The sequence below is a fragment of the Winogradskyella sp. PE311 genome (assembly GCF_046545555.1).
In the GTDB taxonomy this organism is placed as follows: Bacteria; Bacteroidota; Bacteroidia; order Flavobacteriales; family Flavobacteriaceae; genus Winogradskyella.
In genome coordinates this window covers 103,054-126,667 of sequence record NZ_JBHZTH010000003.1, presented here as the reverse complement: position 1 = coordinate 126,667, position 23,614 = coordinate 103,054, and the positions used below count along the sequence as shown (strand labels likewise).

Sequence of the window (23,614 nt, the reverse complement as noted above, 5' to 3'; positions counted from 1 at the left end):
ATTTTACTTTTATAAATAGTTCACTTTTTTACTACAAATTTTTACATACCAATAAATGGTACTCATTGCTATAAACTCTATCCCAATGAGCCAAAAGCCAGCAGTAGTAAAGAAGCTATAATGTGTTCCTCCATATGGTGCCATTAAAAAGGGCACTGTTATTAGTGCATCCAGAACTGCAGCGACTAAAAAGAAAGTCAACCCTAACCAATATCCTTTTGTTGTACTTTTTTTTCTGTAGTAAAGTTTTGTTCCTAACCACACGGCTGGTAGTATTCCTAAAGACAAGAAAATATTAGCCTGAAGTTCTGGGTCTTTTAAAATTAGAATATAGAAGGAAACTGTGTACATACTTACTCCAATAATCCAGATAATAATTCCAATACCGATTGCTCTTATTTGTTTCATGATTTTTTGTTCGTTTTTTGATTGATGATTTGTCTTATTTTGAATAGAGCATTCCTATAATTAAGAGCATAAAAGCACTAAATGATGAGAGTGTTCTTATAGTATGCAAGAGGTTCCATGGTTTCTCAAATCTGTCCCGAAGCTCTTGCAATTCTATTTTAGAGAGTGCTTCCAGATTCGATTTGTCTAATACTTCGTTTAAAGGCACATTGCCGAAAATGGTTACCAAGCCTATTCCTATAAAAAACAGTATTGCTGCAATCAGAAATAGCCAAAAGCTAGTATTGTTTCCCTTAAATAAATAAGTATTAAGAAAGAGTAGTAGAACCGGTCCAAAAAATACAATCATAAATTTGCCATTAATGATTGCTCTATTCATGGCTTGAAAAGCTTTTAAGAAGCTTAGGTTATCAAGTCGTCCAATTCCTGGTGTTACAGCATTAGACCAAGTAAAGCATAGTCCAGCTGTAAGTCCTGTAAATAAGATGCCAAGCATCATTACGATTAATTTAAATTTTATTTCCATTTTGATTGTTTTGAGTGGATGATATCCAGGTTAATAAATCTTGATATTCTTTAGAAGTGAGCTTTATTTTTTTGCCTTTAGGCATTCGTTTTTTTATAAAGACTTGTTTGTTAATATCATTAGCCCATGTATTCATATTTTCTAATGTGAATACACGTCTTTTGTCTCTTTTTTGGTGACAAACGTTGCATTTGTTCTCTAAAATTTGAAATGCTGTAGCTTTAGTATCTTTTACTGTATCGATAGATGTATATAATGCTGTTAATTTGTTTGACTCTTGAATTGGCTTATAGCCATTTGTTGAATTAACTGAAAGTACTGTAATAATTCCTATTACCAATTTTGCTAATGTTACCATCATAATGTCGTGTTATTAATTTGATGATACAAAGATGCGAGGTGTTCAAATGAGATTTTTGACACTTAAAGACAACCTTTTAACATTTTACGCCAATTCTTTATATGTCTGGTCCTGAAATACGGCTGAAGGTCAGTATTTGTTTTTTAGAACGTTTTTTATAAACCGTTATATGTATTCATTTAATTGATTTTAAAATAACTCCTATTTCTTAACTTAGAATAATAGTAGCCCCCAATTATAAAAAGGAAAGCAAAAGAAAATATAGAAACCTCGAGTCCAAACTCACTGCCAATTATTAGTTCTGGACCCTCTAATTGAGCTTCGAAAAGTGAAATGAATTTTCCTCCTGATAAGGTTGTTATAAATATAGGTTGTACCAAGTTCCATGCGAAATGAAATCCTATCGGAAGCCAGAGCCTGCGAGTATAGGCATACATTAATCCTGTCACCACTCCAAATAACACGCCTAAAATTGCAGGTGAAATTCCTGAATGAAGATTCATGAAATGCGGTATTTGAAATATCAGAGAGGATACCATTAAAGCTGTAATCGGACCTTTCCATTGCTCTAATTTTCTGAAAATAAGGCCTCTAAAAATTATTTCTTCTAACACTGCCGCACCAAATATAAATGCTACTGTAGGTAAGAATTCATATAAACTTTTAATGTCAACAAAATTGTAATACCCTAAAAGGTATAATATAAATACCACTAAACTCATAGCGCCAAACCCAATCATTAAGCCAGTGGGAAGTTCTTTGTGGATATATTTAAATGAAAATTCTGAAAACGATTTTTTCTCTAAATATTTTAAATGAAGATAGTATGCCAAAAACATGACACTGGCACCAATACTAGCTGTTATCGACTTAATTAAAGGTTCATCTGAAAAAAGTGAAGATAAGATAGGTTTGCTAATAAACTCTTTAACTAATAATGTTGCTAGTATTACTGTTAATGTGCCTGTTAGAATGGTTGAAATAGGATGCTTAAATATTCTTTGAAATAGTGAATGTGGTTGTTTTATCATCATTATGTTATTTATTAATTTGATGATACAAAAGTGCAAAGTGTTCAAAAGGAATTTTTGACACTTAAAGACAACGTTTTGACATTTTACGCCAAAAGGCTAATTTTAGATAGATTTTCTAAATTCGGAAGGTGTTTGGTTAGTCCATTTCTTAAAAGCACGATTGAATGCACTTTGCTCGGAAAAACCTGTTAAGAAGGCAATTTCGCCTATACTTTTTGTTGGGTCTAATAACAATTTTTTAGCTAATTTTAATTGAGTAGTTTTTATAATATCTCTAAAAGTAATTCCAGATTTAGATAAACGTCTGGTTAAAGTTCTATTACTCATAGCTAATAATTGGCTAATACTTTGAATACTTGGTATACCACTAGAAAGAGCATCTTTAATAAGTAAAGAAATATCAGATACTAAATGATTCGCTTGTTTTTCAATTCCTTTTTTTTCTTCTTCTAACCTCTCTAATAAAAACGCACTAATACTTTTATCAGCTTTAGCTGTAGGAATATCTAAATCTTTATTTAAGAAATGTATAGAATTTGTTTTATCTGAAAAGTTTACTTCACAATTAAAAAATTTAGAATAATTTGAGTTGTATTCAGATTCATTATGAACAAAAGTTACTTTTGTAGGATTAATTTCTTTTTGTGTGATTTCACGTATCATTTTTACGCAAACCGTTAAAGTGGCTACGTTAGATAAAACATGTCCCAATCTTATAGTAGGTCTATTTATACTTACAATAGTCAAATCTTCTTTATTCTCTACTTGAAATCCAGAAACATCAGTAATTAAAATATTAAACCTAATAGTACGTTCAAATACATCTCTAGCTTTTAATGATGTTTTCCAAGATAAACCCAATGTTCCATAATCTTCAGGCAACATATTTTTTCCTACCCTGATTTCAAAACCTGATTCTAAATATTTATTACCTAATTCGTAAACATCCAATAGAAGATTAAAGGGTACAAAATAATTAGATTTATACTCGTCTAAGATCTCTTTATGGTGAGACAATAAATTTGAGGATAAACCTTCTTCAATTGCTAAATCATAAACTTTTTTATAAATATTTATTGAAACTACGTTCATGTGATTTTCAAACTTTTATTTGACTGAAGAGTAATCTTTAAGTCTCTTTCACTTATTGCCAAAGGTCTTGTGTATAATTTTATTACGTGTTTGAGCAACTAAATTACCAAATAGAAATCTAATAGAAAATCGGATAAGATTTTTGTAAGCAGGCAAGTGCTAGCAATGAATTATACACATTGTTAGAAATAGTTATTTCTCGTACACAATTTCCCCTTCTTTAATTGTTTTTAAAACTTGTATGTCTTTAATGTTTTCAGGATTTATTTTTAATGGATTTTTATCTAAAATCACAAAATCAGCGAGTTTTCCTTTTTCAAGACTTCCTTTTCTGTCTTCCTCGAAATGTTGGTAAGCCGACCATATTGTTATGGCTTGTAAGGCCTCATATGGCGTTAACCTCTCATCAGGACCAATGATTTTCTCTGAACGCGAAGTTCGCTCTACAGCAGTCCACAAAACGCGCATTAAATTGGGTAATGCAACTGGTGCATCTGTATGGATAGTTATGTCTATACCTTTGTTTAATGCTGTCTTTACCGGACTTATATCTTGCACTAAAGAATCACCTATTAATTGCGTATGCCAATCTCCCCAATAAAAAGTGTGCAATGGAAATAATGAAGCAATCATTTTCATTTCTTTAGCTTCGTCTAGTTGATCTTCTCGAATATATTGCCCGTGGATTATGACATCTCTTCTATTTTCTTTACCATATTTTTCTTGCAGCGGTTTCATGGTTCTAATAAACTGGTCAATTGCAGCATCTCCATTAGTATGCGATAAAATTTGCCAATTATTCTTGAAGCCTTTTTCAAATATAGAAGTAAGTACACTATCATTTGGAATTGCCGGATAACCACTATAATCGTGCGGCATTCCTTCTGGTGGAATAAGATAAGGTTCAGTTCTCCATGCAGTTCTACCCTGTGGTGAGCCATCTAAGGTTACTTTCATTCCACCAATCCTATATCTATTAGTATAATCTTTGCTATTCCATTTACTATCCATGTATTTATCTACAAATGCGTAGTCGATATAGCTTACTACATCAATTTTGTATTTATCCTTTTCGGCCATTGCAACTAGCATTTCATGATTTTGCATTGCTCTCCCTTCCTGAGCAGTTGTGTATCCATAGGACAAAGCCATTTCTTGTCCGGCTTCGAAAAATCTCATTACGGCTTCCTCAGATTTGGGTGCAATAGCTTGCAACATATAAGGAATTGCAGCTAGTTCTTCTAAAACCCCATTGGGTTCTGTAGAGTTGTTTTCACGTCTTATGATGCCACCTTCGGGATTTTTACTGTTTTCATCAATCCCCAATTTCTCTAATCCTTTTGAGTTCACTACGGCAAAGTGACCTGAAATATGTGTTATCATAATTGGAAATTCTATACTTACTTCATCCAAGTCGTGTTTAGTTGGAAATCTTTTTTCCTTCAAGATGGAATCATCAAACCCAGTACCAAAAATCCAGCCTGTCAATTCTCTATTTTCAGGTGTATTCCATTCTTTTAGAACTGAAATTAAAGTTTTCATGTCATCAACATTGGCGTCTGGTGAAGCTAGTAATTGCGCACCAATAGCTTGCGCACCAAAATTGGCAAAATGGGCATGACCATCAATTAATCCTGGAACAAGTGTTTTTTCTTCCAAATTAATCATAGTGTGACCTTTTCCAGCAATTGTCATTGCTTCCTTGCTAGAACCAGTAAAAATGATTTTTCCATCTTTTTCAACAATGGCTTCAACATAATTCGGTGAATCACCAGACATTGTAATAATATCTCCATTGTAGTAGACAGTAGATAGATTTGATGTTTCACTTTTTTTGCATGAATAAACAAGAGTTATTCCTAAAATTAGAAGCAAGATTTTTTTTGTCATAATTATTTTGTTTTTTAACGTGTTTTTCAATTGTTAGTTGCGTGGTTAAGCAACTAAGTTAGCAAAGAAATCACAGATAGGAAATTCCAGTGGAATTTTTGTAAGTCGCCAGTGACCTAGCAATTAACTATACCCGTTGTTAGCCTTTCGTTATTTTTTATTTAGAGCTTCAATTTTTTCTTTATAGTAATCGTCACCACTTAATTCATAGGCCTTGTTTAAGTATTTTAAGGCATTCTCTTTATCGTTTTGAGATTCATAATACTCAGCCATCGAATCATAAGCATTTGCACTTGTTGGATTATACTTAATATTCATTTCAAAAAACATGAAGGCCTTTTTAGGTTGTCCCATTTGCATATTCATGTAGCCATAGCCATTTAACATTTCGTCTATCATTGGTGCAGTAGGAACACCAAAATGTTCGGTATAGATTTGTTCCTGCACCTTCAATAGCGAAACCAATTCTTCTATAGGGGTTTCTGGATTATTATATTTTTGAGGTGATTTAAATTGATACCATTCAAAAAGAAAAATCAGCCCATCTCTTATTGATGGTAAGGGAACTGTACCATGTAAATCTTCATTATAAACTTTCCATAAAAAATTTAATCCATTCTGTTTTTGAGATTTAGTATAATTTGAAAACTCAATGATTGAACGCGCAAACAAAGTAAATTCTGAAGAGTCATCCATAATATTCTCCATGTTTATTTCTTCATTCCACATATGCAGCTGCTCAGCAGCTAAAGACACAAAGAGGGACTTGCCTTCATAACTTTCCGTATTCAGTTTTTGTTTTGCCTCCTTCAATAATTTTTGGTCATCCCAATCCAAACTTGGATCTATGGCTATATAGTTTTGAAAGAGATGTTTATGATTAACCAATATATTTATAGTAAACAATCCGGCATAAGAATGTCCAATTAATGTACGATAGTTAATGGTTGGATACTTACTATCAATATATGGGATCAGTTCTTCCTCCATAAATTTGGTAAAGGTTTCTGCACCTCCAGTTTCATCGTTCATTGCACTACCGCGTCTCATTTTTATCTGCGAAGTAGTTAAATCTCTTATTCGGTTGTTGCGATTAGATATCCCAACAAGTATCATATGTGGCAAGTAATGCCCCCAATAATTACCATAAACAGCTTCTAAAGTACTTTCTAATGAAAATCCATCAATTAGATAAATCACGGCATATTTTTTATCATTATCTGGCTGAAAATTATCTGGTAATCTTACCCAAAAGTCACGGCTTTCATTTAAAGTTTTAGAAAATATTGAATCCACTATTCGATTTTGAAATTGCTCTGTTTGAGGAACAGTTGTTTGTGCAATTGCATGCTGATTTACCATTAAAATTGATCCGATAAATACAAATAAGTAGATGTAATATTTCATTATTTTTTTTTGAATTTAAATATAACTCTAAATACATAAATAAGAATCAGAATTTATATTGGTTATTAGTTGTTCATAATGAAGGCTAACGTGTTTGTGTTTGGGTAATTGCGTGATCAAGCACGTAATTTAGTAAATAAATCACATATAAAATATTCCGCAGGAATGTTCGTAAGTAGGCAGTGAACCAAGCAATGAATTATACACAGTGCTGTACAATGTTATTTTATTTCAGCTTTTAATAAATCTGAAAGTATTTCAATTTCTTTTAATAATTTATTGTAGCTTTTATACTCTTCAAGTGCATTATCTCTAAGATTAATAAAATACCCATAAAGGATTAAATCCTCTTCTTCACTCAAAGTAATATTTTCGTTATAAGGTTTCATTTGGTGATAAAACTGAGTTAGATGTTTCCTTTTAAGTACCTCATCAGTAAAACTTCCCACTTGGTTATTTATGTATGAGTATTCAAATCTTTGAACTTTATCAGCAGCACTGTAATATTCAGATATAGCTTTTTGAACTTTTATGTCCTTAATCAATTCTAAAATATTATTGGATTTTATCGAATTATAGGTTGAATTATGTATGACCGAAGTGTGAGTCCAAAATGCTGATTTAAAAGTTTGATTGCTCAATATTGTCTTTCCAGAAAATATATATTGGTTTAGATGTTCAGCTCTTAGAGAATCAGCATTTTTGCAAAAAATGAATCTTGCTTTATCATTATCTAGGTCTTCTAATAGTAATGTTAAATACTTATTAAGTTTATTTTTATTTGAATGATTTTGAGATATAGTATTTATTTGAAGAGCTATTAAAATTCCAATAACAACTAGTATAATTTCTCCAAGAGCATACTTAAAATACTTTCCAGTTTTTCCCTGAGAAAGTAAGTTCTGTCTAATTTTTCTAAAGAATTTTATCATTGGTTAGCGGTTTCTGACAACGTGTTCGTGTATGGTTAGTTTCGTTGGCTAGCACTAATTTAGTAAACAAAAACGAACGCGAGAAAATTCCGAAGGAATTTTCCAAGTAGGCAACGACCAAAGCAATTAATTATACACGTTGTTGTACGTGCGTGCTTTTATTCAATTCCATATTCCGTATTAAGGTTCAGTTTATAATGTCCTTCGACCGTTCTATTTTTCAAATTCACAATTATTGTCAGAAAAACATTTTCCAATTCAGTTGGCAAGAGAACGTGGTCAAAGGTTTTTAAATTGTTCCGATAAACCGATTCCACTAACTGCTTTTCCAATACTATTCCGTCAATTAGATTCAGTTCATTTAATTCCGCAACATATGGCCAAATATCAATTGGATTTTCAATACTTTCGGTTATATCAATCATACTCTCTCCAAAAGTGTGCTTAAATTCTAATTCGGATAATTCTTTCGTCATATGGTTTTCCAGCATTACGTACAACTGATTATATCATAACAAAAGTAATCGATATCCTCTCTAATTTTACGGGATATCAACACTTTTTGTTGAATTTTAGCTTTAATCAATCCTTACTCAAAACCAAAGTTAACTGCTTGCCAAATACAGCTGCAATACCAGCAGCCAAGCCACCAACAACACCTGTAATTAGTATTAATATATAAGGATTTCCTCCTAAGGATAATAAAACAGAAATACGTTTTGCCAAGGTATAGTCGTTACCACTGCTTAATATAAAACTATATGCGGCCCAAAACAATAATACCGCTAAAAATGGAATAAAAAATACTGCTGCCTTTTTTAGTGGTATAAAAAGAGCGGTTGCTAGAGCTGCTGTCATTACAGACCACCAAGGCAAAAATAACGATAGGATCAGGGATAGTACTATTGTGGCTATAAAGTTGATGCTGTTTTTAGTCATTAGTAGATGGTGTTAGTGTTTGTGTGCCAATAATAGCGTCCGTAGCATTACTGTTTTGTAAGAAGTTAAGATTGTGGTACTTACCTGCAGCCCAATCGTCTATAAAGTTGTCGTAGTACTTGCTACCAGGATTTCCAGATTGTCCACCAGGATAAATACCAATAGCAGTAGGTGGTGACGTCATTTCTACAATCATTCTCCAAGAAGGGCCGTGATTTTCTGAGGTTGCGTTTACAATATTTCGGTCACCACCAATTGGGATATTAAAACGTGAAAACGCTGGCAATGCACGCAATAAATGACCAGCATAGGTACTTTTGTATTTAACCCAAGTATAATCGCCTTGTTCTTTCTTAATTTCTAGTAAGCGTGTTGCGGCCTTTTTAAAGGCTAATAAAAATAGATCTTTTGCCGTTTCTGTTTCTGGTGTTTCTAAAATATCCATAAACTTATGATCTCCGTTATTCTTAAGTAGGTGTATGGTTTGGTAGGTGTAAGGTGCATCTAGTGCGGTATCCTCAACATCAAACTCATCCCAAACCATATTATAGAGTTTACCATACCATTGGCGCCAAATACTTGGTCCAACCTCATTAATATCGTTATTAAATTTCCAGTCTTTTATTTCTTTATAAATTGCTTGTTCTTCTTCAGTGAGTTTAGTTGCATCCATATGTTGTAGCATATAAGGGACTAGTTCAGAAGCTTTAAGATTATAGTTGTTATTATGTAAGTCTTTAAAATCTTGCACACTTACCTTGTCTCTAGAATTAAAGAAGTCGTTAATAACCCGATTACGATACGTTTCGTAACCATCATTATATACATAATACGGATAACTTTCATCAACAGGATGTTGGTTAGCAGAACTTACAAAACCACGTTCCGGATTTTTAGAATGGGCATTAAAGGCTTGCGGAATATAACTTTGCCAGTCATTTTCTGGATTACTACCATCCATTAAAAATTTTCCTTGACCTTCCCATTTATTAGGGAATTTTCCTTGAATCCATAAAGCAATATCGCCTTCAGTAGACGCAAATACAATATTTTGCGCTGGTGCATTCCAGTATTGTAAAGCTTCTGTGTAATCGTTATAATTTTTGCTTTTATTCAATTCCATAAAAGTCTTTTGGTTGTTGCCGCCTTCATGTCCAATCCATTTCATAGCATAGCCTGTTAATTCAGAATCAGATTTAAAATTCTTATCATATACCACAGGTCCATGATGTGTATAAAGCACTGTGTCTTTGTAGCTTTCTTTGCCCTTAATTTTAATATCTTCAACTCTAATAGTGACATCTTTCCAAGCGCCATCATATTTGTATTTGGTACGCTCTTTATTAAACTCTACTTTGTACCAATCTATAACATCTCTAGTGGCATTAGTTTCTCCCCAAGCAATGTGTTGGTTAAAACCAGATATAACACTTAGCGCACCAGGTATGGTAGCTCCAAATGCATTATGGTCTGGTGTGCTTAATTGCATTACAAACCAAATGGCAGGCAGATTGAGTCCTAAATGCGGATCGTTAGCAAGTATTGGGTTGCCTGTTGCAGATTTTGAGGCAGAAATCGCCCAATTATTACTCCCATTATCAGGATTAGGTTGACTAATGGTTTCTCTAATCGTATCGAGTACAGCCATGCTCGCTGGCAATGGCGTTTGTGGTACATCTATAAAACTCCAGTCTGTGTCTTTAGAAATTACAGGATCTGTAATATCGAAAAATTCAGGAAATAATAACTCAAAATTATCTTTTCCGAAGAGTCTTAGTGCATTTGTGTTTTCTAAATCCTCATCACCACCAGCGAGCATTTTAGTCATATACATTAAGAGTAATGCTGTTTTTTTTGGTGTCCACACTTCGGGTTGGTAGTCTAATAATTTATACTCAACAGGATAGTCTTCTTCGTTCAGTTGATCGATGTAGGCGTTAACACCATCTGCATAATCTTGTATCAGTCCTAAGGTTTCTGTATCGTTTTTTTTCATGTAAGCCATGGCTTGGTCTGCACCATATCCCATACCACGACGACGTTCGGTTCTGTCGTAATCTAAGGCTCCTTCACCGATAAGTTCAGATAATCTTCCTGAAGCGGCATGTGTCTGAAATTCTAATTGCCATAAGCGATGTTTCGCTGTTAAATAGCCTTGTGCTTTGTAAAGATCACTATCGTTTTGTGCGAATACGTGTGGTATTAATTGCGCGTCATAATGTACTGTTACTTTATCCTTTAGTCCAGGAATTAAAACGTCGCCAGAAATAGATTCGTCGGTTTCATTCTGCCAAACACCACTGTATGGATTTAAGAATTTACCAACGGGAGGAATGGCACCTAGTTTAGTGTTTAAAACAAAGAATATACCAATGGTTAAGATAAAGGAAAGAACAAGTTTAAAGTATTTCATTAAGTTGCTATTATTTAGAACTTAAAAATACCGAATATTATTCTAACGTTATAGAATCGATTAAAAGTTTAAAACTTTCCTCTTTTTTATTACCAATGAGAATAGCAACTTCACTCATTGTTTTACCATCATAATTAGGTATGTCTAACTCGTAACCTCTAAAAGAGGCATACATTTTAGAGAATGGTATTTCTACAGTTTGCCAATCTGTAGTGGTATTAAATTTAAAAATATAAGAATGGCGATTAGAAGATTTATCTTTTACTCTAAACTGATAGCTTTTTCCGTCTCCTTTTAATTTAATAACAAATTTTGAATATGTTTTACTTTCTATAGCGTCGAAATAATAACGCAAAGATGAAAATCCACCATTGTTTTTTAATGAAATAGCGCCATAAAATTCACCATAACCCGCTGTGTTTAGTTTAAAATTTCCATTAGAACGGCCGCCCATAACAACATCATCTAAAATCTGCCAATTAGAAATATCACTATCTGTACTAAAGTTAAAAAGTGTCATGTTTTGGTAGAAAGTTAGAAGGATTAAGACTGCTAAGAAACGCATACTACATTTTTGGTAAAGATACGAAGTGGTAGTACAGCTATGTTTTAGTTTTTGAAAACTTTAGCATCTTTAATTAGCGAAGTACTAACTTCCTAACCACGTCCTTTCCGATAGCTTCATTAAGCATTTTAATGATTTTTTCATTCCCATAACTTAATTCTTCTCGCAAAACACTAGAGCTTAATTGCACATAGAGTATGTTGTGTTTTAACTCAATGGCCGTTGTGTAGTTGTTAACACCATTACCCATAAGATTTGCCCAAGCCTCGCGCACGTTCACTTTATCTAAACCAGATTGTAAATTGTTGTTGTCTACAAACTCTTTTAGAACGTCTTGTATAGTTTGGTTATCGTTGTTTCTCTTTGCCATCTAAGTTGCCTTAAATCCCGATAGCTATCGGGAGGTAATCGCTTAATTATGATAAAATTCGTGAAATCGAATGAATTTAACGATTGAAAAGTCTTAAATCTTTATCGACAATTCTAATTTGTGTCTAAGCTTTCTGGATAAAATCACTCGAATTGATGCTACATTTAAAAACTACTCTATGTCTAATTTAATAGGAGTGTAGCGTTTATATAAATATACATCCTTATTTTTAGTTATCACTTTTAGATGTTCTGCGGAGACTTCTAAAACGGTTTCTTTCCACTCAGAATAAAGCGTACTGTAATACATGTTAACGCTATCATTCTCTCTTTTAATATGCAATTTTTCTGCATCATCGGAGGTGAAATAGGTGTCGTTAATTCCTGGTTTTAACTTTTTTCTAAAGCCTATTAAACTGTCGTTAATTTTTATAAAATCAATGGTTTCGTTGTATTTATATTCTTTTTCTGTACCATTAGAAAGCGTTACTTTTTCAATCTCCCAATAGCCATTAATATCATCAGTACTAATGTTTGCAGTTTTTGAGCAGTTAAAGACTAGTATTGAAAGAAGTATTACAACTGAATTTCTCAATTTTAGGAGATTACAAAAGTCTTGCTTTAAGTGGGACTTCTTAATGACAGCTCTATGTTTCATAATTTAAAAATTTGATAGGATTGATGAATCTGCTTCACTACATTCTCTGTACGTTCGGCATGTGTGTCACTAATAAAAATTTGCCCAAAATGTTCGTTATCCACAAGATTTATAATTTGTGCAACGCGGTTTTCATCTAGCTTATCAAAAATATCGTCTAAAAGTAGAATAGGCGATACACCACTTTGTTGTTTTATAAAATCGAATTGTGCTAGTTTTAACGCAATTAGAAATGATTTTTGTTGACCTTGACTACCAAATTTTTTAATAGGAAATCCATCAATCAAAAACACTAAATCATCTTTGTGTATACCAGTACTTGTATATTGTAGCGCCTTGTCTTTATTGATACATGCTTGTAAAAGTGTTATTAGATTTCCATTAAATAAATCGCTTTTATAGGTTAAGTCAATCGCCTCTTTACTTTGACTAATAGCCTCGTAACGCTCTTTAAAAATAGGGATGAAAATTTTTAAGAAATCATCTCGTTTTTTAAATAAAGCTGTACCGAAGGTGTTAAGCTGTTCATTATATATAGAAAGTGTATCTGCATTAAAGGTATTATTTAGAGCAAAATATTTGAGTAAGGCATTGCGCTGTGATAGTACTTTATTGTAAGCAATGAGGTTAGTTAAGTAGCTTTTGTCACTTTGCGAAATAACACTATCAATAAATTTTCTTCGTGTATCACTGCCCTCTGTTATAAGATCACGATCTGCTGGCGAAATAATGACCAAAGGAATAAATCCGATATGATCGCTAAATTTATCATAGGCTTTTCCATTGCGTTTAATAATTTTTTTCTGACCACGTTTTAAAGACACTATAATCTTTTCGGTACGCTCATTTTTGGTAAAATTACCATCAACTACAAAAAATTCTGTATCGTGTTTTATGTTTTGAAGTGCAATTGGGTTAAAATAGCTCTTCCCGAATGCAATGTGATAAATGGCGTCTAAGGCATTGGTTTTTCCGACTCCGTTTGCACCAACAAAACAGTTGATTTTAGCATCGAAATCGAAAACCTGACTTTCAAAATTTTTATAATTAACTAAAGATAGTGTGTTTAGAATCATAAGAATAACACTGTTTCCTTGAATTTACTGAGGTTAAGCGGTAAAAAATTATCCTGCAAATTATTGAAAAATAACAAATAAATAGGCTTTTAAATCCCAATAAAAATTTTATTTTTGCGCACGCATTAATAGACAACAGATGGCAACGTATAAGAAAAGAGGATATAAACCAAAAACCAAAAAGGAAAAGGAAGAAGTGATTGAAGAAAACTCGGCAACTGCTGAGGTATTCAATACGCTAGATGAAAGTGCTTCTAAGACTGAAGAATGGTTTGTGAAAAATCAAAACTACATTATCGGTGTTATCGCGGTTATAGCATTGGTTGTTTTAGCGTATCTAGGATATAAGAAATTTATTGCTGCTCCTCAAGAGAAGGAAGCTATGAATGAAATGTACCAAGCAAAAAAGTATTTTGACGATGCTGCTAGTGGTATTTCTTCAGATTCTCTTTTTACTATGGCTTTAAATGGAGGTGAAGGTAAGTATGGTATGTTAGATATTATTAATGAATATGGAGGAACACCAGCTGCAAATTTAGCAAACTACTACGCTGGTATGGCTTATTTAAATTTGAAAGACTACCAAAATGCTGTGTCTTATTTAGGTGATTTTTCTAGTGATAATAAAATTCAGAACCCAATGGCCAAAGGTGCTATGGGAGATGCTTTTGTTCAGTTAAACCAATTAGCTGATGGTCTAGATTATTACGAGAAAGCTTTTAAGGCAAACACAAACGACTATACTACACCTATGTTTTTAATGAAAGCTGCTCGAATTGCGATTCGATTAGAAGACAATCAAAAAGCACTAGATTATTTAAACCGCATTAAAACTGAATTCTCAACTTCAACTGAAGCAGGACAGGTAGATGTACTTATAGGTATGGTAGAAGCTAAGCTATAGTGTATGGCAACAGCAAATCATAATTTATCTAATTACGATAAAGCAACAATCCCAAACGCGAAAGACTTTCGGTTTGGGATTGTTGTTTCTGAGTGGAATGACACGATAACTGAAGGACTTTGGCAAGGTGCATTTGATGCATTAATAGACTGTGGTGCAGTTAAGGATAACATTGTTCGTTGGAATGTGCCAGGAACTTTTGAGCTAACCTATGGTGCTGCTAGACTATCTAAAAGTATATATGCAGATTCTGGTATGTTAGACGCTATTATTGTTATTGGTTGCGTTATACAAGGAGAAACAAAGCATTTCGATTTTGTATGTGAAGGTGTCACTCAAGGGATTAAAGATCTTAATCTCAAAGGTGATATTCCAGTTATTTTTTGTGTGTTAACGGATAATAATAGACAGCAATCTATTGATCGATCTGGAGGTAAACACGGTAATAAAGGTACTGAAGCAGCTATTGCAGCCATAAAAATGGCAGATTTAAGGAGGCAAACTTCTTAAGCCTCAATTTTTATTTTCATTTTTAAATTCTATTCGTGGCATCCTTTTTGTTAATAATTTTAAGGAATCCTTAGGCTATTTTTCATAGTAATTTAAGTATTTTTGAGTTGAACCAAGGTTTAAGTTATAATACAATTTGTTAAATCAACGAAAAAATAAACGTTTTAGTTATAAGCCTCGTTATCAGGATTCTAATACCGATAGATATCGGAAAGAGTCGAAGGACGACTTGGAAGCGAAATGGAATGCAATGAAAGGCAATACCAATCGTAGAGGAAGTATATTTACTTCCTTGCCTTTTTTAATTATATTCTTAGTTACGCTTTTTGTTTTAATGTATATCCTAGAAGGGTATATTAAATAAAATTATCATGGGACCAATAAAATTCACTTTAATTAAAAGACTACCAAGAAACAAGAGGTTTAATTATACACCTAGGTATTATAAAGGTAAAGAAGATGCAGATTCGTCAAAGTATATGACCAAGTTTGATGCCTATGCTGAAACCTATAATAAAAATGATTTTTCTGGGCAATGGCATGAAAGTAGAATAAATAATAGAAATCGAAACAATTCTGGATTTAATAGAACAATTTTAATTTTGATCGCATTATTTGTTTTAATTTTTCTTTATATCATTGATTTTGATCTTTCTATTTTCTCTCTAAATCGCTAATGACAGATATTATTCAACTTTTGCCAGACCATGTTGCTAACCAAATTGCAGCAGGTGAAGTAGTACAGCGACCAGCTTCAGTAGTTAAAGAACTTTTAGAAAATGCCATAGATGCAGAAGCTACAGAGATTAAGTTGATTATAAAAAATGCAGGTAAAACATTAGTACAAGTCATAGATAATGGCAAAGGAATGAGTGTAACTGATGCAAGACTTAGTTTTGAGCGTCACGCGACCTCAAAGATAAAATCAGCGGAAGACTTATTTCAATTAAACACTAAAGGTTTTAGAGGAGAAGCCTTGGCAAGTATTGCAGCAATCGCGCATGTTTCATTAAAAACAAAAAGGAGTAGTGATGAACTAGGAACTTCTATAGAAATTGAAGGAAGCACAGTTAAATCGCAAGATGTTTCAGTAACACCAACTGGTACTTCAGTAGCCGTAAAAAACTTGTTTTTTAATATTCCTGCCAGGCGTAATTTTTTAAAGTCTGATACTGTAGAATTGCGTCATATCACAGATGAGTTTCATCGTGTAGCATTAGCACATCCAAATATTGGGTTTGCCTTTTATCATAATGGTAGTGAATTATTTAACCTTCCAAATGAAAATTACAGACAACGTGTTGTGCATATTTTTGGGGCAAAGACGAACGAAAAGTTAGTGCCTGTTGAAGAAGAAACTGAGGTTTTAAAAATTTCTGGATTTGTTGGTAAACCCGAATATTCTAAAAAAACAAGATCAGAACAATTCTTTTTTGTCAATAACAGATTTATAAAGAGTCCTTATCTTAATCATTCAATTAGTGCTGCTTTTGAAGGTCTACTTAAGGATGGTTATCATGCCAGTTATTTCTTAAATCTTACCGTAGATCCTAAGACTATAGATATTAATATTCATCCTACTAAAACAGAAATAAAATTTGATGATGAGCATACATTATATGCTATTCTTAGAAGCGCTGTAAAACATAGTTTAGGTCAATTTAATATTGCACCGATATTAGATTTTGAGCATCAAAGTAGTTTAAATACACCTTATAAGTATAAAGATAAAACAGTAACAGCACCAATAATTGATGTAAATAGAGGTTTTAACCCGTTCTCAGATAATACTGATGTTGGCAATAAAATAAATAGAACATCTTTTACTAAAGCTCCAACGGCATCTTGGGAAAGTTTGTATGTAGGTTTAGAGTCTAAGGGTAATGCCTCAGATACGGAGTTTAGTGAGGTGACTTTTGAAAGTGACACCAAAACAGAATCGATTTTTGAAGATGCATCCATAGAAACGACAAAAACAACATTTCAATTACAGCAAAAATATATAGTAAGCACTTTAAAGTCTGGTATGTTGATTATAGATCAAAATCGTGCACATCAGCGTGTGTTATATGAGAATTTTTTAAAGCATATCACTATAAAGGAGGCAACAAGTCAACAATTATTATTTCCGTTACAACTGCATTTTACACCTAATGAAATACATATTATTGATGGTTTAAAAAGTGATTTAGAACATACGGGTTTTGTTTTTTCTGAGTTATCTGAAGATGGTATAACCATTACAGGTCTACCTGTAGGTGTTCCTGAAAGTGAGGTATCTATAATATTAGAACAACTGATTAGCGATGTAGAGAATGATGTACCAGACGCTAATTTTAGTTCTACAGATCTATTAGCTAAGTCTATGGCCAAAAGTTTAGCTATAAAAAATGGGCAATCTTTAAATAATACAGAGCAAGAACATTTAGTAAATAGCCTTTTTGCTTGTAAGGAACCTAATGTGTCACCAACCAACAGACCAACATTTATCACTATGGCAGTTAATGATATTGAAAAAAAATTTGTTTAGCATATGAGACGACAAATAACTGATGCAGTAAAGCATCTATTGATTATTAATGTAATAATGTTTATAGGTACCATAGCAATTGGCAATGGTGAAGCTTTTTATCAGTGGTTTGCATTATATTTTCCGAAGAATTCTTTATTTCAGCCTTGGCAGGTATTAACTCATATGTTTATGCATGGTGATTTTATGCATATTTTATTTAACATGTTTGCTTTATGGATGTTTGGAACGGCTGTAGAACAAATTTTTGGTTGGAAAAAATTTATAGTCTTTTATCTACTCTCAGGCTTTGGTGCAGCAATTATTCAGGTTGCATTTTTATACTTTCAGTTCAATACGGGTTTGGCAACTTTAATAGAGACAGGGATTTCACAGACTGATATTCTAAGTGTTTTAAGTGAAGGGAAATACAATACGAATTGGGTACCTATTTTAGGCGATGATTTTAAAGGTTTTGTAAGTGCTTTTAACTCTACAATGGTAGGAGCTTCTGGTGCAATTATGGGTGTTTTGGTAGCTTTTGGTATGTTGTTTCCAGAATCGAAATTAATGCTGATATTTTTACCAGTGCCAATTAAAGCGAAGTATTTTATTCCTGCTATAATCGCATTAGATTTGTTTTCTGGTATAACAGGCCAGTCATTCTTTAGTCCTAGCAATACGGCTTATATGGCACATGTTGGTGGTGCATTCACAGGATTTATACTAATGTATTTTTGGAAAAAAAATGAGAATGATAAATACCGTTGGAATTAATTATGAGTACGTCTAAAGATTTAAAATATAAGTTTAATAGACTTAATGTTTTTGAGAAAATAATAGTGCTAAATATTATTATTTATTTCATTGGTCAGCTTATTAATGTTTTCGGTAGAACAAACAGTTCCTTATCTTATTTGGGTTTACCATCAGATTTCTTTCAGTTTTTGTTAAAGCCTTGGAGTCTTATAACTTATGGATTTACACATTATGGTTTTTTTCATATTCTTTTTAACTTATTGATATTATATTATATATCGAGAATGTTATTAAATTTATTTAGGCCAAAAATGGCTCTGAATATTTATTTTCTGGGTATTATAGTTGGTGGACTCGCCTTTTTGTTTGTTTACAATGTATTACCTAGTAGATTTTTAATAAATACATCTTCAGTTGTTGGTGCATCGGCTGGTATAAGGGCCCTATTGATTTTTCTAGGTGTTTATATGGCAGAGAAGGATGTACGTGTATTTATGTTAAATATAAAACTAAAATATATTGCTATTATTTTGGTAGTAATGGATGTTTTAGGTTTGTTTGGGTGGAACCAAGGAGGAAATGTTGCTCATCTTGGTGGAGCGCTTTTAGGTTATTTATACGCTATAAAATTAAAGGAAGGCAAAGACATAGGATTAGGTTTTGAGCGTTTAATGGATACAGTAATGAGTTGGTTTAAGCCAAAATCTAATTTAAAAACTGTATACAGAAAATCCAAAAAAGGATCTTATGCAGGAAAGACTAAAGACGAGTTTAATACGTTTAATAATCAGAAAAAGATAGATTTAATTCTCGATAAAATAAGTAAAAGTGGTTATGAAAGTTTAACCGCAGAAGAGAAAGCGTTTTTGTTTAAAGCTGGTAAATAGATAGAATCTAGCTATGTGTTAATTTAGGTATGAAGAAATTAAAATTCTTTAATAAAATTATGTTTATAGTCAATTCATTGGCTGCATTTTTATTATTGATATCCTATGTTTTACCATACGTTCCTCCAAAAAGTTTTGCTACTTTATCCGTTTTAAGTCTTGGTGTGCCGCTTTTAATATTACTAAATATATTATTTTTTATTTTTTGGTTAATAAGATTTAAGAAGCAGATTTTCTTATCATTAGTAGTATTAATTCTTGGTTGGAATTATATGCAATCTATGTACGCGTTTTCGTTTTTATCAACTGATGAAGCATCAAATAATATGTCTGTGATGTCATTTAACGTTCGGTTATTTAATAAATACAATTGGAAACCAAATAAAACAACAAAAGATGATATTGTTGATTTCTTTTATGAGAAGGAACCAGGTATTATTTGTATACAAGAGTACACTAGAGGTAAACCAATTAAATTAGAAGGCTACTCTCATTTTAACGGAACTTATACTAAAAATACGAGAGGTGGTCTTGCTATTTTTTCAAAATTTCCGATTATTAATTCTGGTTCTTTGGAGTTTAAAAACACCAATAATAATGCGCTTTTCGTAGATATTGTAAAAGATATGGATACCATTAGAGTGTATAATCTGCATCTACAATCTTCAAAAATTAATACTCAGATAGATTATATAAATAATCAATATTCTAGAGACTTATTTGTAAAGCGCGTAAAAGAAGCATTTATTATGCAGCAGAATCAAGTAGAATTATTTAAAAACCATAAGTCTAAATGCAAATACAAAACCATTGTAGCAGGCGATTTTAATAATACAGCTTTCTCTTATAGTTATAACGAAGTTCTTGGAGATGACTTAGTGGATACTTTTGAAGAGGCAGGTAGTGGGTTCGGTAAAACTTTTGATTTCAAATTTTTTCCTCTCAGAATTGATTTTATATTAGCCGATAAAGATTTCGAAGTCAGTAGTTTTAAAACTTATAATAAGACTATATTGTCAGATCATTATCCTATAAAAGCAACACTAAAGTTAGATTAATAAACAATCTACGCTATCAGAAATGATATGTGCTAATAAGCCGATTGCAAAAATTCTCGTCCGATTAGGAATTAGCATAAGACAGTAAATTACTATGGCATAATAGGAGTGAAGTGGATGAAAATTAATACTACAACGATTAGGTGAAAAAATTGGATTAGCAAGTAAATGGTCTAAATCGATAACAAAAGCGAGTAACATTATAACATAAGAACTCTTCCAGTTTTTTTTGAAAAAGATTAAAGAAATAGCCAGAGGTAAACCAAAGTGTAAACCGTAATGAATAGCAAATTTAAGCATTACTTTAACTTCTGTTTTTTTAAATATAATTCAGAATTTGGACCCTCATTAAAAAGTAGATCTAAAATACTTAGATTAGATATGAATCCATGTTTTTTACTAAACACCTGCGTATATGTCTCAAAGTTGGTGGCTTTATAGTTTCGTTTTACCATAGTTCTATCATCCACCTTATTACTAGTTTCTGATTCAAAAACTAAAGTATCAACGGTTGTAATGTTAATCTGTAAGCTTTCTAAAAGCACCTCAAGACAACTTATGTTTAGGTCTAAGATAAAATTGAAACGCTTCTCAAAAAGTGGTAATAAGTCATCAATATAATACTCAAAAAATGGAGACATACGATAGGCTGACTGTAATGATTTTAAGTGCAGGAGTTGCCAGTTATCTTTGTTTGCAATTTTCACATCCTTATACAATTGTCTATTTTTTTGAGTATAGCTAACAGGAACTGTTAGTGCTAGTTTTCCGTTTGCAGAATAAATCTCTGTACGATTTCTAAAACTTTGCTTTTGGTAATTATCACAAACCTCTAAGTATACTATGCTCGAATTTACCATAGCAACAAAGTGTGCTATGTTTGGGAAGTATGTTGGGTGAATAAGACAATTCATAACGTCTCTAATATTTTAGACGTTATGACTTAGCTTTTTTCTTCTTTCTCCATTTGTTAAAGAAAGTTATACCAAAAATTAAAACTATAAATGGGATAAAATATGAAGTCCGTTCGCCATTTCCGCTAACAGTAGTAAAAATTCTATTCCAACGGAAACTCCAGTTTTTAAGGCCATCATTAATACCATCAATACTCATCCAAATAAATACTGGTTTACCAAAAGTATGGTCAAAAGGAACAAATCCCCAAAATCTGCTATCAATAGAATTATGTCTATTATCTCCCATCATCCAATAATAATCTTGCCCAAATGTATATCCCGTGGCAGGCTTATCATCTATAAAAACCTGATTACCTCGAGTGACGACCTTATGTCCTTCGTATTCTGAAATTGCTCTTTTATATAATGCTATATTGTCTACATTAAGATTTATAGATCCACCAGCTTTGGGTATCCACACTGGTCCAAAATTATCAATATTCCAATTATAGTTTGCGTCTCTTGGAAATATATCATCTTTTACACCAGGTGTTCTTTTTATGGGTACAATCTCTTTTACGTTTGGCTGAATTTTTAATTGAGCAATAGCTTCATTCGTCGCCGCAAAGACTGTGTATTCGCCAGTATTTGGATTTAGTCTAGCGCCATCACTTATTCCTATTTTTTTTAATAAATCAAAAAATCGAAATTGTTCTCCTTGAGTTGTATGTGGCTTTTTAAGACTAATTTGATATGAAAATTGAAGTTGAGTTCTCGGAGGTAATTTGTTTTGTATACCGTTTATAAATACATAACCGTTTCTTATTTCTAAAGTATCTCCCGGAGCACCTACACATCGTTTGACTAAATTTGTTTTTTTATCAATAGGTTTATAATAATTTCGATCAGGATTAAAATTATTCATATCCAACAGTGTATCCGCAGGTTGATTAAATACGACGATATCATTACGTTCTATATCTTCAAAACCAGGTAATCTTAAATATGGTAATTGCAATTTATTTAACCATGATGTATTCCTTTCTTCAAAATTGTCATTAAAGAGATAAGATTTCTTTTTTAATACAGGTATTGTGTCGTGTACCATTGGCGCACCAACTGTCGTCATAGGCGTTCTTGGTCCATAATGTAGTTTGCTTACTATTAAAAAATCACCAACAAGTAACGATTTTTCTAATGAAGACGACGGAATTACAAAGGGTTGAAAGAAATAGGTATGTACAATGGTGGCAGCAACAATTGCAAAGAGAATTGAAGTAATCCATTCTCCTGCAGATGTTTTTGGCTTTAGTTGTCTATTTTCTATATAATTGACATCAGCAACATAGTTTAGGTAATACAAATAAAACCCAAGGGTTAAAATGCATAATAATGCATCTAGTTTAGTGTCTTTGCCAAAAGTTCTAGCAGTTTCTACCCAAGCAGCCGGAATCATAATTAGGTTTACAATTGGTAAAAACATTAAAACAACCCACCACCAAGGGCGCGAGATTATCTTCATCAATACTACAGCATTGTAAATAGGTACAAATGCTTCCCAGGCTTTTCGACCTGCTTTAATATATAATTTCCATGTGCCAAGGCCATGAATTATTTGTAAAATTATTATGAAGATAAACCACTGTGTCCAAGTCATGCTAATACATTTAGTCTAGTTGGTTGAAAAATATTTTAATTTGTTTCAAAACATTGGCAAATTAACCAATGTTTAACACATCTTTCATACTAAAGATGCCTTTTTTGTCCTTAATCCATTCTGCAGCAATAACAGCACCCATTGCAAAGCCTTCTCTGCTATGTGCGGTATGTTTTATACTTATAGAATCAACATCCGAATTATAAGTTATTTTATGTGTACCAGGTACATCAGGAATACGCTGAGCGTCGATATAAATTTCGTTAGACTTTTCTTGGTCTAAGGTCCATTTATTATAATGAGTATGCTCAATAATTTGCTCAGCCAATGTAATAGCTGTGCCGCTTGGTGCATCTAACTTATTTGTGTGATGAATTTCTTTCATTTTTAATGAGTAATCTGGAAGTGAAGCCATAAGTTGACTTAGTTTTTTGTTGACTTCAAAAAAAATGTTCACCCCTAAACTAAAATTAGAGGCGTAAAGAAATGTTCCTTTTTTATATTCACAATAGGTAACCACTTCTTCATAACTATCTAGCCAACCAGTTGTGCCTGAAATAACAGGAATACCTGCATCGATGGCCTTTTTAATATTTGAAACTGCTGCTGTTGGTATACTGAAATCTATGGCTACATCTGCCTCCGAAAAATCATAAGTTGAAGATCCATCAATTACTTTTAGAGTTATTGAATGGTTTCGTTTTAACGCAATGGTTTCAATGCTTTTACCCATTCTACCATAACCAAGTAAAGCTATTTTCATA

26 protein-coding genes are annotated in these 23,614 nt (G+C 32.4%); 7 read left to right on the top strand and 19 right to left on the bottom strand.

Annotation, left to right across the window (positions count from 1 at the left end; genetic code table 11):
- Nucleotides 1–9: 9 nt before the first annotated feature.
- The 15 genes from ACFWU4_RS11780 to recF form a co-directional block, all read right to left on the bottom strand.
- Nucleotides 10–408, bottom strand: coding sequence for a DUF5367 family protein (locus ACFWU4_RS11780; protein WP_411128092.1), 399 nt, complete (start codon nt 406–408; stop codon nt 10–12).
- A gap of 34 nt (nt 409–442) precedes the next feature.
- On the bottom strand, nt 443–934 hold the full coding sequence (locus ACFWU4_RS11775; RefSeq protein ID WP_411128090.1) for a DUF1772 domain-containing protein: 492 nt from the start codon (nt 932–934) through the stop codon (nt 443–445).
- On the bottom strand, nt 918–1,295 hold the full coding sequence (locus ACFWU4_RS11770; protein WP_411128088.1) for a hypothetical protein: 378 nt from the start codon (nt 1,293–1,295) through the stop codon (nt 918–920). The genes ACFWU4_RS11775 and ACFWU4_RS11770 overlap by 17 nt, the downstream gene beginning before the upstream one ends.
- Before the next feature lie 179 nt (nt 1,296–1,474).
- Entirely contained in the window at nt 1,475–2,329 is an 855-nt protein-coding gene (locus ACFWU4_RS11765; protein ID WP_411128086.1) for a CPBP family intramembrane glutamic endopeptidase, read from the bottom strand.
- Between the two features lie 102 nt (nt 2,330–2,431).
- Entirely contained in the window at nt 2,432–3,421 is a 990-nt protein-coding gene (locus ACFWU4_RS11760; protein ID WP_411128084.1) for a helix-turn-helix domain-containing protein, read from the bottom strand.
- Between the two features lie 192 nt (nt 3,422–3,613).
- Complete coding sequence (locus ACFWU4_RS11755) at nt 3,614–5,311, bottom strand: amidohydrolase (RefSeq protein WP_411128082.1); 1,698 nt, start codon at nt 5,309–5,311, stop codon at nt 3,614–3,616.
- A 150-nt stretch (nt 5,312–5,461) separates the two neighbouring features.
- Nucleotides 5,462–6,718 carry an alpha/beta hydrolase-fold protein gene (locus tag ACFWU4_RS11750; RefSeq protein WP_411128080.1) on the bottom strand — a complete coding sequence of 419 codons (1,257 nt, stop codon included), beginning with the start codon at nt 6,716–6,718 and terminating at the stop codon, nt 5,462–5,464.
- A gap of 221 nt (nt 6,719–6,939) precedes the next feature.
- Nucleotides 6,940–7,650 carry a hypothetical protein gene (locus tag ACFWU4_RS11745; protein ID WP_411128078.1) on the bottom strand — a complete coding sequence of 237 codons (711 nt, stop codon included), beginning with the start codon at nt 7,648–7,650 and terminating at the stop codon, nt 6,940–6,942.
- Between the two features lie 158 nt (nt 7,651–7,808).
- Entirely contained in the window at nt 7,809–8,126 is a 318-nt protein-coding gene (locus ACFWU4_RS11740) for a hypothetical protein (protein ID WP_411128076.1), read from the bottom strand.
- A 106-nt stretch (nt 8,127–8,232) separates the two neighbouring features.
- Nucleotides 8,233–8,589, bottom strand: a complete 357-nt coding sequence (locus ACFWU4_RS11735) for a hypothetical protein (RefSeq protein ID WP_411128074.1) — start codon at nt 8,587–8,589, stop codon at nt 8,233–8,235.
- Complete coding sequence (locus tag ACFWU4_RS11730; protein WP_411128072.1) at nt 8,582–11,002, bottom strand: penicillin acylase family protein; 2,421 nt, start codon at nt 11,000–11,002, stop codon at nt 8,582–8,584. Before ACFWU4_RS11730 ends, ACFWU4_RS11735 begins: the two co-directional genes overlap by 8 nt.
- 37 nt (nt 11,003–11,039) lie before the next feature.
- Nucleotides 11,040–11,567: a CIA30 family protein gene (locus ACFWU4_RS11725; protein WP_411128070.1), complete on the bottom strand. Its 528-nt coding sequence runs from the start codon at nt 11,565–11,567 to the stop codon at nt 11,040–11,042.
- A 73-nt stretch (nt 11,568–11,640) separates the two neighbouring features.
- Nucleotides 11,641–11,937, bottom strand: coding sequence for a DUF721 domain-containing protein (locus ACFWU4_RS11720; RefSeq protein WP_411128068.1), 297 nt, complete (start codon nt 11,935–11,937; stop codon nt 11,641–11,643).
- 171 nt (nt 11,938–12,108) lie between these two features.
- A complete protein-coding gene (locus ACFWU4_RS11715; RefSeq protein WP_411128066.1) occupies nt 12,109–12,594 on the bottom strand; it encodes a hypothetical protein in 486 nt (161 codons plus the stop codon).
- Entirely contained in the window at nt 12,591–13,670 is a 1,080-nt protein-coding gene (gene recF, locus ACFWU4_RS11710; protein WP_411128064.1) for a DNA replication/repair protein RecF, read from the bottom strand. Before recF ends, ACFWU4_RS11715 begins: the two co-directional genes overlap by 4 nt.
- Before the next feature lie 139 nt (nt 13,671–13,809).
- Between recF and ACFWU4_RS11705 the strand changes: the two genes are divergently transcribed.
- The 7 genes from ACFWU4_RS11705 (at nt 13,810) to ACFWU4_RS11675 (ending at nt 20,297) form a co-directional block, all read left to right on the top strand.
- Entirely contained in the window at nt 13,810–14,574 is a 765-nt protein-coding gene (locus ACFWU4_RS11705) for a tetratricopeptide repeat protein (protein ID WP_411128062.1), read from the top strand.
- Between the two features lie 3 nt (nt 14,575–14,577).
- Nucleotides 14,578–15,084 (top strand): 6,7-dimethyl-8-ribityllumazine synthase, encoded by a 507-nt coding sequence (gene ribH / locus ACFWU4_RS11700; protein WP_411128060.1) that lies wholly within the window; start codon nt 14,578–14,580, stop codon nt 15,082–15,084.
- A gap of 371 nt (nt 15,085–15,455) precedes the next feature.
- Nucleotides 15,456–15,761: a hypothetical protein gene (locus ACFWU4_RS11695; protein ID WP_411128058.1), complete on the top strand. Its 306-nt coding sequence runs from the start codon at nt 15,456–15,458 to the stop codon at nt 15,759–15,761.
- Nucleotides 15,761–17,614, top strand: a complete 1,854-nt coding sequence (gene mutL / locus ACFWU4_RS11690; RefSeq protein WP_411128056.1) for a DNA mismatch repair endonuclease MutL — start codon at nt 15,761–15,763, stop codon at nt 17,612–17,614. The genes ACFWU4_RS11695 and mutL overlap by 1 nt, the downstream gene beginning before the upstream one ends.
- A 3-nt stretch (nt 17,615–17,617) precedes the next feature.
- Nucleotides 17,618–18,370 carry a rhomboid family intramembrane serine protease gene (locus ACFWU4_RS11685; RefSeq protein ID WP_411128054.1) on the top strand — a complete coding sequence of 251 codons (753 nt, stop codon included), beginning with the start codon at nt 17,618–17,620 and terminating at the stop codon, nt 18,368–18,370.
- 2 nt (nt 18,371–18,372) lie between these two features.
- Nucleotides 18,373–19,239 (top strand): rhomboid family intramembrane serine protease, encoded by an 867-nt coding sequence (locus tag ACFWU4_RS11680; RefSeq protein WP_411128052.1) that lies wholly within the window; start codon nt 18,373–18,375, stop codon nt 19,237–19,239.
- A gap of 29 nt (nt 19,240–19,268) precedes the next feature.
- Nucleotides 19,269–20,297, top strand: a complete 1,029-nt coding sequence (locus ACFWU4_RS11675; protein WP_411128050.1) for an endonuclease/exonuclease/phosphatase family protein — start codon at nt 19,269–19,271, stop codon at nt 20,295–20,297.
- On the opposite strand, the gene ACFWU4_RS11670 is transcribed toward ACFWU4_RS11675, so the two are convergent.
- The 4 genes from ACFWU4_RS11670 to dapB form a co-directional block, all read right to left on the bottom strand.
- Nucleotides 20,289–20,597, bottom strand: coding sequence for a DUF6122 family protein (locus ACFWU4_RS11670; RefSeq protein WP_411128048.1), 309 nt, complete (start codon nt 20,595–20,597; stop codon nt 20,289–20,291). The two genes, ACFWU4_RS11675 and ACFWU4_RS11670, sit on opposite strands and share 9 nt — an antisense overlap.
- Nucleotides 20,597–21,211, bottom strand: coding sequence for a WbqC family protein (locus tag ACFWU4_RS11665; RefSeq protein ID WP_411128046.1), 615 nt, complete (start codon nt 21,209–21,211; stop codon nt 20,597–20,599). The genes ACFWU4_RS11670 and ACFWU4_RS11665 overlap by 1 nt, the downstream gene beginning before the upstream one ends.
- 22 nt (nt 21,212–21,233) lie before the next feature.
- Nucleotides 21,234–22,850, bottom strand: a complete 1,617-nt coding sequence (gene lepB, locus ACFWU4_RS11660; RefSeq protein WP_411128044.1) for a signal peptidase I — start codon at nt 22,848–22,850, stop codon at nt 21,234–21,236.
- Between the two features lie 61 nt (nt 22,851–22,911).
- Entirely contained in the window at nt 22,912–23,613 is a 702-nt protein-coding gene (gene dapB, locus ACFWU4_RS11655; RefSeq protein WP_411128042.1) for a 4-hydroxy-tetrahydrodipicolinate reductase, read from the bottom strand.
- Between the last annotated feature and the right edge of the window lies 1 nt (nt 23,614).

Coding starts and splice junctions, on each gene's coding strand:
- ACFWU4_RS11780 (WP_411128092.1), bottom strand. CDS start 408: ATGAAACAAATAAGAGCAATCGGTATTGGAATTATTATCTGGATTATT.
- ACFWU4_RS11775 (WP_411128090.1), bottom strand. CDS start 934: ATGGAAATAAAATTTAAATTAATCGTAATGATGCTTGGCATCTTATTT.
- ACFWU4_RS11770 (WP_411128088.1), bottom strand. CDS start 1,295: ATGATGGTAACATTAGCAAAATTGGTAATAGGAATTATTACAGTACTT.
- ACFWU4_RS11765 (WP_411128086.1), bottom strand. CDS start 2,329: ATGATGATAAAACAACCACATTCACTATTTCAAAGAATATTTAAGCAT.
- ACFWU4_RS11760 (WP_411128084.1), bottom strand. CDS start 3,421: ATGAACGTAGTTTCAATAAATATTTATAAAAAAGTTTATGATTTAGCA.
- ACFWU4_RS11755 (WP_411128082.1), bottom strand. CDS start 5,311: ATGACAAAAAAAATCTTGCTTCTAATTTTAGGAATAACTCTTGTTTAT.
- ACFWU4_RS11750 (WP_411128080.1), bottom strand. CDS start 6,718: ATGAAATATTACATCTACTTATTTGTATTTATCGGATCAATTTTAATG.
- ACFWU4_RS11745 (WP_411128078.1), bottom strand. CDS start 7,650: ATGATAAAATTCTTTAGAAAAATTAGACAGAACTTACTTTCTCAGGGA.
- ACFWU4_RS11740 (WP_411128076.1), bottom strand. CDS start 8,126: ATGACGAAAGAATTATCCGAATTAGAATTTAAGCACACTTTTGGAGAG.
- ACFWU4_RS11735 (WP_411128074.1), bottom strand. CDS start 8,589: ATGACTAAAAACAGCATCAACTTTATAGCCACAATAGTACTATCCCTG.
- ACFWU4_RS11730 (WP_411128072.1), bottom strand. CDS start 11,002: ATGAAATACTTTAAACTTGTTCTTTCCTTTATCTTAACCATTGGTATA.
- ACFWU4_RS11725 (WP_411128070.1), bottom strand. CDS start 11,567: ATGCGTTTCTTAGCAGTCTTAATCCTTCTAACTTTCTACCAAAACATG.
- ACFWU4_RS11720 (WP_411128068.1), bottom strand. CDS start 11,937: ATGGCAAAGAGAAACAACGATAACCAAACTATACAAGACGTTCTAAAA.
- ACFWU4_RS11715 (WP_411128066.1), bottom strand. CDS start 12,594: ATGAAACATAGAGCTGTCATTAAGAAGTCCCACTTAAAGCAAGACTTT.
- recF (WP_411128064.1), bottom strand. CDS start 13,670: ATGATTCTAAACACACTATCTTTAGTTAATTATAAAAATTTTGAAAGT.
- ACFWU4_RS11705 (WP_411128062.1), top strand. CDS start 13,810: ATGGCAACGTATAAGAAAAGAGGATATAAACCAAAAACCAAAAAGGAA.
- ribH (WP_411128060.1), top strand. CDS start 14,578: ATGGCAACAGCAAATCATAATTTATCTAATTACGATAAAGCAACAATC.
- ACFWU4_RS11695 (WP_411128058.1), top strand. CDS start 15,456: ATGGGACCAATAAAATTCACTTTAATTAAAAGACTACCAAGAAACAAG.
- mutL (WP_411128056.1), top strand. CDS start 15,761: ATGACAGATATTATTCAACTTTTGCCAGACCATGTTGCTAACCAAATT.
- ACFWU4_RS11685 (WP_411128054.1), top strand. CDS start 17,618: ATGAGACGACAAATAACTGATGCAGTAAAGCATCTATTGATTATTAAT.
- ACFWU4_RS11680 (WP_411128052.1), top strand. CDS start 18,373: ATGAGTACGTCTAAAGATTTAAAATATAAGTTTAATAGACTTAATGTT.
- ACFWU4_RS11675 (WP_411128050.1), top strand. CDS start 19,269: ATGAAGAAATTAAAATTCTTTAATAAAATTATGTTTATAGTCAATTCA.
- ACFWU4_RS11670 (WP_411128048.1), bottom strand. CDS start 20,597: ATGCTTAAATTTGCTATTCATTACGGTTTACACTTTGGTTTACCTCTG.
- ACFWU4_RS11665 (WP_411128046.1), bottom strand. CDS start 21,211: ATGAATTGTCTTATTCACCCAACATACTTCCCAAACATAGCACACTTT.
- lepB (WP_411128044.1), bottom strand. CDS start 22,850: ATGACTTGGACACAGTGGTTTATCTTCATAATAATTTTACAAATAATT.
- dapB (WP_411128042.1), bottom strand. CDS start 23,613: ATGAAAATAGCTTTACTTGGTTATGGTAGAATGGGTAAAAGCATTGAA.